This is a genomic window from Pseudomonas fluorescens (assembly GCF_003732425.1).
Classification (GTDB): domain Bacteria; phylum Pseudomonadota; class Gammaproteobacteria; order Pseudomonadales; family Pseudomonadaceae; genus Aquipseudomonas; species Aquipseudomonas fluorescens_BE.
Window position 1 is genome coordinate 20,603 of sequence record NZ_MOBX01000007.1, and the last position, 9,082, is coordinate 29,684.

The following is a 9,082-nucleotide window of genomic DNA, read 5'->3' on the forward strand; positions in this document are numbered from 1 at the left end:
CGCAGGCCGAATTGATCTGGTAAGTTCGCCCGCTTGCAGCCGCAGGGCCGGCAGGTGTCGGTGATGGAGCAATCCTGCGCAATGGATTACAAGAGTAGAGGCGGTCCATTTCATGCCCACCCAAGCAAAGCAACAGCAGCAAACGACGATCAGCGGTTTCGAACCTTATGTTCCGAAGGCCGGTGAAGAGTACATGGGCGCCCCGATGCGAGCGCACTTCACCAAGATCCTGAACAAGTGGAAACAGGACTTGATGCAGGAAGTCGACCGTACTGTTGATCACATGAAAGACGAAGCGGCCAACTTCCCTGACCCGGCCGACCGTGCCAGTCAGGAAGAAGAATTCGCCCTCGAGCTGCGCGCCCGCGACCGCGAGCGCAAGTTGATCAAGAAGATCGACAAGACGCTGGAGCTGATTCAGGACGAAGAGTACGGCTGGTGCGAGTCCTGCGGCATCGAGATCGGCGTCAAGCGCCTCGAAGCCCGTCCAACGGCGGATCTGTGCATCGACTGCAAGACCCTGGCGGAAATCAAGGAAAAGCAGGTCGGCAAGTAATCTCGACCTGAACGAAAAACGGAGCGTGCGAACGCTCCGTTTTTGTTTCTGCCTTTTGCCTTTTGCTCTTGTGGGAGCGAGCCTGCTCGCGAAAGCGGTGTGTCATTCGGCATTTAATCGTCTGACACACCGCTTTCGCGAGCAGGCTCGCTCCCACAGGTTGACCTGCGTATAGCCTGAAAAGTAGTTTCGTTTCCATGACTGCCAAGACATCCCCCGCCTACATCGGCCGCTTCGCCCCAACCCCCAGTGGTCACCTGCACTTCGGTTCGCTGGTCGCCGCCCTCGCCTCCTACCTCGACGCACGTTCGGTCGGCGGCCGGTGGCTGGTGCGCATGGAGGATCTTGATCCGCCCCGCGAAGAACCCGGTGCGCAAGCGGCGATCCTCAAAGCGCTGGAAAGTTACGGCTTCGAATGGGACGGCGACATGGTGCGCCAGAGCGATCGGCACGATGCTTACGCCGAAGTGCTCAACAGCCTGTTTAATCACGGCCTGGCCTACGCTTGCACCTGTTCGCGCAAACAGCTCGAAGCCTATAACGGCATTTATCCGGGCCTGTGCCGCAATGCCGGCCACGACCAGCAGGACGCCGCCATCCGCCTGCGTGTACCGGAGCTGGAATACCATTTCATCGACCGCGTGCAGGGCGAATACCGCCAGCATCTGGGCCGCGACGTCGGCGATTTCGTGATCCGCCGGCGCGATGGGCTCTACGCGTATCAACTGGCCGTGGTACTGGATGACGCCTGGCAAGGCATCACCGACATCGTGCGCGGTGCCGACCTGCTCGACTCGACGCCGCGCCAACTCTATCTGCAAGAGTTGCTGGGGTTGCGCCAGCCGCGCTATCTGCACCTGCCGCTGATCACCCAGCCGGACGGCAACAAGCTCGGCAAGTCCTATCGCTCGCCGCCGCTGGAGGCCGATCAAGCGACACCGTTGCTGCTGCGAGCCCTGCGTGCATTGGGGCAAAACCCAGGCGCCGAACTGGCCCATGCGTCACCGCAAGAATTACTCAAGTGGGGCAGCGCACACTGGGATGCCACGAAGATCCCGCGCACACTGACGCTGCCCGAGGCGCAACTGCTATGACGGCACTTGCAGTCGTGCGCCCATCCGTTACCATCGCCGCACGTTTTCGGGCACGCGCATAAAAAAGAGAGGCCGGGATGTACATCTATCGCTTGGTCCTGCTTTTAGTCGTGGGGATCTACCTGTTTTCCCCCGCCATCATGGATTGGTGGATCGACGCTACGGGCGCCTGGTATCGCCCCTATCTGCTCTGGCTGATCCTGATTGTCGTGACCTTCATCCTGCAGAGCCAAAAAGATGCCGATGAGCTTTAGCCTGACCCAGATGATCCTGGTCAGCGCCGCGTACCTCGCGGTGCTGTTCGGCGTTGCCTGGATCAGTGAACGGGGCATGATCCCGCGGGCGATCATTCGCCACCCGCTGACCTACACGCTGTCGCTGGGGGTTTACGCCAGTGCGTGGGCGTTTTACGGCACGGTCGGCCTCGCCTATCAGTACGGCTACGGCTTTCTCTCCAGTTACCTCGGTGTGTCCGGCGCGTTTCTGCTGGCGCCGGTGCTGCTCTATCCGATCCTGAAAATCACCCGCACCTATCAACTGTCGTCGCTGGCGGATCTGTTCGCGTTCCGCTTCCGCAGCACTTGGGCCGGCGCGCTGACCACGATTTTCATGCTGATCGGCGTGTTACCGCTGCTGGCGTTACAGATTCAGGCAGTGGCCGACTCCATCGGCATTCTGACCGGCGAGCCGATCCAGAGCCGCGTGGCGTTGGCGTTCTGTGCGCTGATCATCCTGTTCACGATTTTCTTCGGTTCCCGACATATCGCCACCCGTGAGAAGCACGAAGGACTGGTGTTTGCGATTGCCTTCGAGTCGGTGATCAAACTGGTCGCCCTCGGCGGCGTCGGCCTGTATGCGTTGTACGGCGTATTCGACGGCCCGCAGCAACTTGAGCTGTGGCTGCTGCAAAACCAGACCGCCCTCGCCGCTCTGCACACGCCGTTGCAGGAAGGCCCATGGCGCACGCTGCTGTTGGTGTTTTTCGCCTCGGCGATCGTGATGCCGCACATGTATCACATGACCTTTACCGAAAACCTCAACCCGCGCTCGCTGGTCAGTGCGAGCTGGGGCTTGCCGCTGTTCCTGCTGCTGATGAGCCTGGCGGTGCCGCTGATTCTCTGGGCCGGCCTGAAGCTCGGCGCCACCACCAACCCGGAATATTTCACCCTCGGCATCGGCATTGCCGCCAACAGCAAACCGCTGGCGTTGCTCGCGTATGTCGGCGGTTTATCGGCGGCCAGCGGTCTGATCATTGTCACCACGCTCGCACTGTCGGGCATGGCGCTGAACCACTTGGTTTTGCCGCTCTACCAGCCGCCCGCCGAAGGCAACATCTACCGCTGGCTGAAGTGGACCCGCCGCGCGCTGATCGTCGCGATCATCATGGCCGGTTTCGGCTTCTACCTGATGCTCGGCGCCGAACAGGATCTGGCCAACCTCGGCATCGTCGCGTTTGTCGCGACCCTGCAATTTCTGCCCGGGGTGTTGTCGGTGCTGTACTGGCCGACCGCCAACCGTCGCGGTTTCATCGCTGGTCTGCTGGCGGGGATTCTGGTCTGGGTGGTGACCATGCTGCTGCCGCTGGTCGGCAATCTGCAGGGTTTCTACATCCCGCTGCTGAACATGATTTACGTGCTCGACGACACCAGTTGGCACATGGCGGCCATCGCCTCGCTCGCTGCCAACGTGTTGATGTTCACCCTGATCTCGCTGTTCACCAACGCCAGTCCGGAAGAAGCCAGTGCAGCCGAAGCCTGCGCGGTGGATAACGTCCGTCGTCCGCAACGCCGCGAGCTGCACGCCGCCTCGCCGCAGGAGTTCGCCACGCAACTGGCCAAACCGCTGGGCGCCAAGGCAGCGCAGAAAGAAGTCGAGCAAGCCCTGCGTGACCTCTATCTGCCATTCGACGAACGCCGCCCGTATGCACTGCGCCGTTTGCGTGACCGGATCGAAGCCAACCTCTCTGGCCTGATGGGCCCGAGCGTGGCCCAGGACATGGTGGAAACCTTCCTGCCCTACAAGGCAGGGGGCGAAAATTATGTGACCGAAGACATCCACTTCATCGAAAGCCGCCTCGAGGATTACCACTCGCGCCTCACAGGTCTGGCCGCCGAACTCGATGCCCTGCGTCGTTACCACCGCCAGACCTTGCAGGAATTGCCGATGGGCGTCTGCTCGCTGGCCAAGGATCAAGAGATCCTGATGTGGAACAAGGCCATGGAAGAACTCACCGGGATCGCCGCGCAACGTGTGGTCGGTTCGCGCCTGAGCACCATCGGCGAGCCGTGGAAGGAATTGCTGCAGGGTTTCATCAACCTGCCCGACGAACATTTGCACAAACAGCATCTGGCCCTCGACGGTCAGACGCGCTGGCTGAATCTGCACAAAGCGGCGATCGACGAACCGTTAGCACCGGGTAACAGTGGTCTGGTGTTGCTGGTTGAGGATTTGACCGAAACGCAGACGCTCGAAGACAAACTGGTGCACTCCGAGCGTCTGGCCAGCATCGGTCGTCTCGCCGCCGGCGTAGCCCATGAAATCGGCAACCCGATCACCGGCATCGCCTGTCTGGCGCAAAACCTGCGCGAAGAACGTGAAGATGACGGCGAACTGACGGAAATCAGCGGACAGATTCTCGAACAGACCAAACGTGTATCACGCATCGTCCAGTCGCTGATGAGCTTCGCCCATGCCGGCAGCCATCAACACAGCGACGAGCCCGTTTGTCTGGCAGAGGTCGCTCAAGATGCGATTGGCCTGCTGGCGCTGAACCGACGCAATTTCGAAGTGCAGTTCTACAACCTGTGCGATCCCGATCACTGGGTCGAAGGCGACCCGCAGCGACTCGCCCAGGTATTGATCAATTTGCTCTCCAACGCCCGCGACGCCTCGCCGCCGCACAGTGCGGTACGGGTCAAGAGCGAAGCCGGCGAACACACGGTCGATCTGATCGTCGAAGACGAAGGCAGCGGTATTCCGAAGAACATCATGGACCGATTGTTCGAACCCTTCTTCACCACCAAGGATCCTGGCGAAGGCACCGGTCTGGGCCTTGCACTGGTCTATTCCATCGTTGAAGAGCATTATGGACAAATCACCATCGACAGCCCGGCTGATGTACAAAGCCAACGCGGCACCCGTATCCGGGTGACCTTACCGCGTCATGTCGAAGCGACGTCCGCTGTGAACTGAGACCGTCGAGAGTATCGAATCAATGCCGCACATTTTGATCGTCGAAGACGAAACAATTATCCGCTCCGCCTTGCGCCGCCTGCTGGAACGCAACCAGTACCAGGTCAGCGAAGCCGGTTCAGTGCAGGAAGCACAAGAACGCTTCACCATTCCTACGTTCGATCTGATCGTCAGCGATCTGCGTTTGCCGGGCGCTCCGGGCACCGAGCTGATCAAGCTCGGCCAGGGCACCCCGGTGCTGATCATGACCAGTTACGCCAGCCTGCGCTCGGCGGTCGACTCGATGAAGATGGGCGCGGTGGACTACATCGCCAAGCCTTTCGACCACGATGAAATGCTCCAGGCAGTCGCGCGGATCCTGCGCGATCGCCAGTCGGCCCCGGCTGCCGGTGAAGTGGTTGCCAGCAAATCGGCCAACGGCAGCGGCAAATCCGCCGTCGATAACAGCAACGGCGAAATCGGCATCATCGGTTCCTGTCCGCCGATGCAGGATCTGTACAGCAAGATCCGCAAAGTCGCGCCGACCGATTCCAATGTGTTGATCCAGGGCGAGTCCGGCACCGGTAAAGAACTGGTGGCCCGCGCCCTGCACAACCTGTCGAAACGCGCCAAGGCGCCGATGATCTCGGTGAACTGCGCAGCCATTCCGGAAAGCCTGATCGAGTCCGAGCTGTTCGGCCACGAGAAAGGCGCGTTCACCGGCGCCAGCGCCGGGCGTGCCGGTCTGGTCGAAGCAGCGGATGGCGGCACCTTGTTCCTCGACGAAATCGGTGAGCTGCCACTGGAAGCCCAGGCCCGCCTGCTGCGTGTGTTGCAGGAAGGCGAGATTCGCCGGGTCGGCTCGGTGCAGTCGCAGAAAGTCGATGTACGCCTGATCGCGGCGACTCACCGGGACCTGAAGAGCCTGGCGAAAATCGGCCAGTTCCGTGAAGACCTTTATTACCGTCTGCACGTGATCGCGCTGAAACTGCCGGCCCTGCGCGAGCGCGGCGCCGACGTCAACGAGATCGCCACTGCTTTCCTCGCTCGCCAAAGTGCGCGCATCAACCGTACCGACCTGAAATTTGCCGCGGATGCCGAACAGGCGATTCGTCATTATTCCTGGCCGGGTAACGTGCGTGAGCTGGAAAACGCAGTCGAGCGCGCGGTGATTCTGAGCGAAAGCCCGGAAATCTCCGCCGACCTGCTGGGCATCGACATCGAGCTGAGCGATCTGGAAGACGACGAGTTCATCGGTCTGCCGCCACAAACGCCGGGTAACGCCAGCAACAGCAGCCATGAGCCGACCGAAGATTTGTCACTGGAAGACTACTTCCAGCATTTCGTACTCGAGCATCAGGACCACATGACCGAGACCGAACTGGCGCGCAAACTGGGCGTCAGCCGCAAATGCCTGTGGGAACGCCGCCAGCGTCTGGGCATTCCACGCCGCAAGACCGGGGTTGCCAGCGAGAGCTGAACGTTACCTGTCGAGTGTGCGGGTAACGCTTGAAGATGTGAAAAAACTGTTACCTCAGTCGTTTCACGTAACAGAAGCCGGGGTTATCGGTAACGAAACCCCGGCTTTTTTTCGCCCCGACAAAACGGCTATATCGACCTAACCCCTTGTTTTATCGGGCTTCGCAAAAGTTGGCACGGCCCCTGCTATATGTTTGGTACAAGAACAATAACAAGCAATGCACAAGACAATAAAAATAAGACGAATCGACTCACGCACAATAAAAACAAGACGGCGAGAGGCGCAGCTAACTGATTCTTTTGGAGAGGCGTTGTATTTGGGGCTTGCCCCACGACCAGGCCGAGAACAACAAAAACTGTCCTAAGACAGAGCCTGTACTGGTTGGATCGAGAGATCACTGCAATTCAGCGACCAAAGCAATCCGTTTGCTCTTGGCTCCCGATTGGGAGGGTCACGAAGGAAACACTTCGTGGCGAGGGCACTCAACAAAAACAAGAAGCCCGAATCAATAATAAAAAGAGCACGCAACTACTTCTTGGGGAGCTTCGGCTCCCCTTGTAGTTTCTCCCTTCTATAAAATTCTCCCGCTCTACCCCCGCTCCACCCTTGTAGCTTGCGGCTTTCAGCTTGAATCTGCTGTCTCCTACACCATCCCCCGACTAAATGCTAGAATCTGCGCCCATCATGCGGTCATTCTTTGGTATGGCCGAACATTCCTTCAAACAGTGCATCCCATGCTGAAGAAGCTGTTCCAGTCATTCCGAACTCCCGTGCGTCGTACGCAACACATCCGCAGCACCCCTGAAGTGCTTAACAGCGGCCAACATTCGCTGCAGAAAACGCAATTCAGCCGCTATGCGGTGAATATCGTCGAACGCCTGCAAGGTGCCGGTTACCAGGCTTATCTGGTCGGCGGTTGCGTGCGTGACATGCTGTTGGGCATCACGCCCAAGGATTTCGACGTCGCCACCAGCGCCACCCCCGAGCAAGTCCGTGCCGAATTCCGCAATGCGCGGATCATTGGCCGTCGCTTCAAACTGGTGCACATCCACTTCGGCCGCGAAATCATTGAAGTCGCGACCTTCCGCGCCAACCACCCGGTCAACGAAGACGACGAAGACAGCAACCAGTCTTCGCGTAACGAGAGCGGGCGGATTCTGCGCGACAACGTTTACGGCACCCTGGAAGAAGACGCGCAACGCCGCGACTTCACCATCAACGCCCTGTATTACGATCCGGTCAGCGAGCGCATCCTCGACTACGCCAACGGTGTCCATGACATCCGCAATCACCTGATCCGCCTGATTGGCGACCCAAAGCAGCGCTATCAGGAAGACCCGGTGCGCATGCTGCGCGCCGTGCGTTTCGCCGCCAAGCTCAACTTCGGCATCGAAAAGCACACCGTGCAACCGATCCGTGAACTGGCGCCGATGCTGCGCGAGATTCCGTCGGCGCGTCTGTTCGAAGAAGTGCTCAAGCTGTTCCTCTCCGGGCACGGCGCGATCACCTTCGAAATGCTGGTCGATCTGCAACTGTTCGCCCCGCTGTTCCCGGCCAGTGCCGATGCGCTGGAACATAACCCGGAATACACCCACACGCTGATCAGTGAAGCGCTGACCAACACCGACCTGCGCATCAAGCAGAACAAACCGGTGACCCCGGCCTTCCTGTTTGCCGCGCTGTTGTGGCCTGCTTTGCCGGCTCGCGTGTTGCGCTTGCAGGAACGTGGCATGCCGCCGATTCCGGCGATGCAGGAAGGCGCGCACGAGCTGATCGCCGAACAGTGCCAGCGCATTGCGATTCCAAAGCGCTTCACGATGCCAATCCGCGAGATCTGGGACATGCAGGAACGCCTGCCACGTCGCAGCGGCAAACGCGCCGACCTGTTGCTCGACAACCCGCGTTTCCGCGCCGGTTACGACTTCCTGCTGCTGCGTGAAAGCGCTGGCGAGGAGACTGATGGCCTGGGCGAATGGTGGACGGATTATCAGGACGCCAACGACAGCGAACGTCGCGACATGATCCGTGACCTCAGCGGCAAGGGCGATGACGCCAGCGGTGCTCCGCGCAAGCGTCGCCGCAGCAGCGGTTCCAAGCGCAAACGCGCCGGCGCCCCGAGCGCGACAGGCGAATAAAGGCATGGAACGCATCTACATCGGCATGGGCAGCAATCTCGCTGACCCTGCCGAACAATTGCGCAGCGCCGTCGAGGCGCTGGGACAATTGCCGCAGACCACCCTCGCGGGCGTTTCGGCGTTCTATCAAAGCGATTCCTTGCTGCCAGGCCAACCGCGTTACACCAACGCGGTCGCGGCGCTCGACAGCTCACTCGCACCGCTCGAACTGCTCGATGCCTTGCAAGCCATCGAGAACGATCAGGGTCGCGAACGCCTTGAGCGCTGGGGGCCGCGCACGCTGGATCTGGACATTCTGCTGTTCGGTGATCGACTGATCGACGAACCACGCCTGAAAGTCCCGCACTATCAGATTCAGGAACGCGCGTTCGTTCTGTATCCTCTCGCGGAATTGGCGCCGCAGGATCTGCGTCTTGCCGATGGCCGCACCCTTCCCGACCTCCTCGCAGCCTGCCCGTTCGTCGGCCTGGAACGCCTCCCGACAAATTGAATGCAATCCCCCTGTGGGAGCGAGCCTGCTCGCGAAGGCGGTGTGTCATTCAGCGCAATGTTGACTGATCCACCGCCTTCGCGAGCAGGCTCGCTCCCACATTGGTTTATTCCAGATCCAGAATTTTGTCGGACAAAAACCCCGCGAATCAGCCCC

The 9,082-nt window shown here is 60.0% G+C and carries 7 protein-coding genes; all 7 read left to right on the forward strand.

Annotation, left to right across the window (positions count from 1 at the left end; translation table 11 throughout):
* Nucleotides 1-112: 112 nt before the first annotated feature.
* The 7 genes from dksA (at nt 113) to folK (ending at nt 8,926) form a co-directional block, all read left to right on the forward strand.
* Complete coding sequence (gene dksA, locus BK670_RS10005) at nt 113-556, forward strand: RNA polymerase-binding protein DksA (RefSeq protein WP_064118688.1); 444 nt, start codon at nt 113-115, stop codon at nt 554-556.
* Between the two features lie 197 nt (nt 557-753).
* Nucleotides 754-1,650, forward strand: coding sequence for a tRNA glutamyl-Q(34) synthetase GluQRS (gene gluQRS, locus BK670_RS10010; RefSeq protein WP_123449636.1), 897 nt, complete (start codon nt 754-756; stop codon nt 1,648-1,650).
* Between the two features lie 77 nt (nt 1,651-1,727).
* Nucleotides 1,728-1,904, forward strand: a complete 177-nt coding sequence (locus tag BK670_RS10015; RefSeq protein ID WP_003176118.1) for a hypothetical protein — start codon at nt 1,728-1,730, stop codon at nt 1,902-1,904.
* The gene (locus BK670_RS10020; protein WP_185036759.1) at nt 1,888-4,842 is read left to right on the forward strand and encodes a sensor histidine kinase; all 2,955 of its coding nucleotides are present in this window, start codon (nt 1,888-1,890) and stop codon (nt 4,840-4,842) included. Before BK670_RS10015 ends, BK670_RS10020 begins: the two co-directional genes overlap by 17 nt.
* 22 nt (nt 4,843-4,864) lie before the next feature.
* On the forward strand, nt 4,865-6,301 hold the full coding sequence (locus BK670_RS10025; RefSeq protein ID WP_123449638.1) for a sigma-54-dependent transcriptional regulator: 1,437 nt from the start codon (nt 4,865-4,867) through the stop codon (nt 6,299-6,301).
* Between the two features lie 734 nt (nt 6,302-7,035).
* Nucleotides 7,036-8,436, forward strand: a complete 1,401-nt coding sequence (locus tag BK670_RS10030) for a polynucleotide adenylyltransferase PcnB (RefSeq protein WP_064118692.1) — start codon at nt 7,036-7,038, stop codon at nt 8,434-8,436.
* Nucleotides 8,437-8,440: 4 nt separating this feature from the next.
* Nucleotides 8,441-8,926: a 2-amino-4-hydroxy-6-hydroxymethyldihydropteridine diphosphokinase gene (gene folK, locus BK670_RS10035; RefSeq protein ID WP_123449639.1), complete on the forward strand. Its 486-nt coding sequence runs from the start codon at nt 8,441-8,443 to the stop codon at nt 8,924-8,926.
* Nucleotides 8,927-9,082: the final 156 nt, after the last annotated feature.

What these genes read in the sequence shown, in the direction of transcription:
- BK670_RS10015 (WP_003176118.1), top strand. Translation starts at nt 1,728, where the DNA reads ATGTACATCTATCGCTTGGTCCTGCTTTTAGTCGTGGGGATCTACCTG.
- BK670_RS10020 (WP_185036759.1), top strand. Translation starts at nt 1,888, where the DNA reads ATGCCGATGAGCTTTAGCCTGACCCAGATGATCCTGGTCAGCGCCGCG.
- dksA (WP_064118688.1), top strand. Translation starts at nt 113, where the DNA reads ATGCCCACCCAAGCAAAGCAACAGCAGCAAACGACGATCAGCGGTTTC.
- BK670_RS10030 (WP_064118692.1), top strand. Translation starts at nt 7,036, where the DNA reads ATGCTGAAGAAGCTGTTCCAGTCATTCCGAACTCCCGTGCGTCGTACG.
- BK670_RS10025 (WP_123449638.1), top strand. Translation starts at nt 4,865, where the DNA reads ATGCCGCACATTTTGATCGTCGAAGACGAAACAATTATCCGCTCCGCC.
- gluQRS (WP_123449636.1), top strand. Translation starts at nt 754, where the DNA reads ATGACTGCCAAGACATCCCCCGCCTACATCGGCCGCTTCGCCCCAACC.
- folK (WP_123449639.1), top strand. Translation starts at nt 8,441, where the DNA reads ATGGAACGCATCTACATCGGCATGGGCAGCAATCTCGCTGACCCTGCC.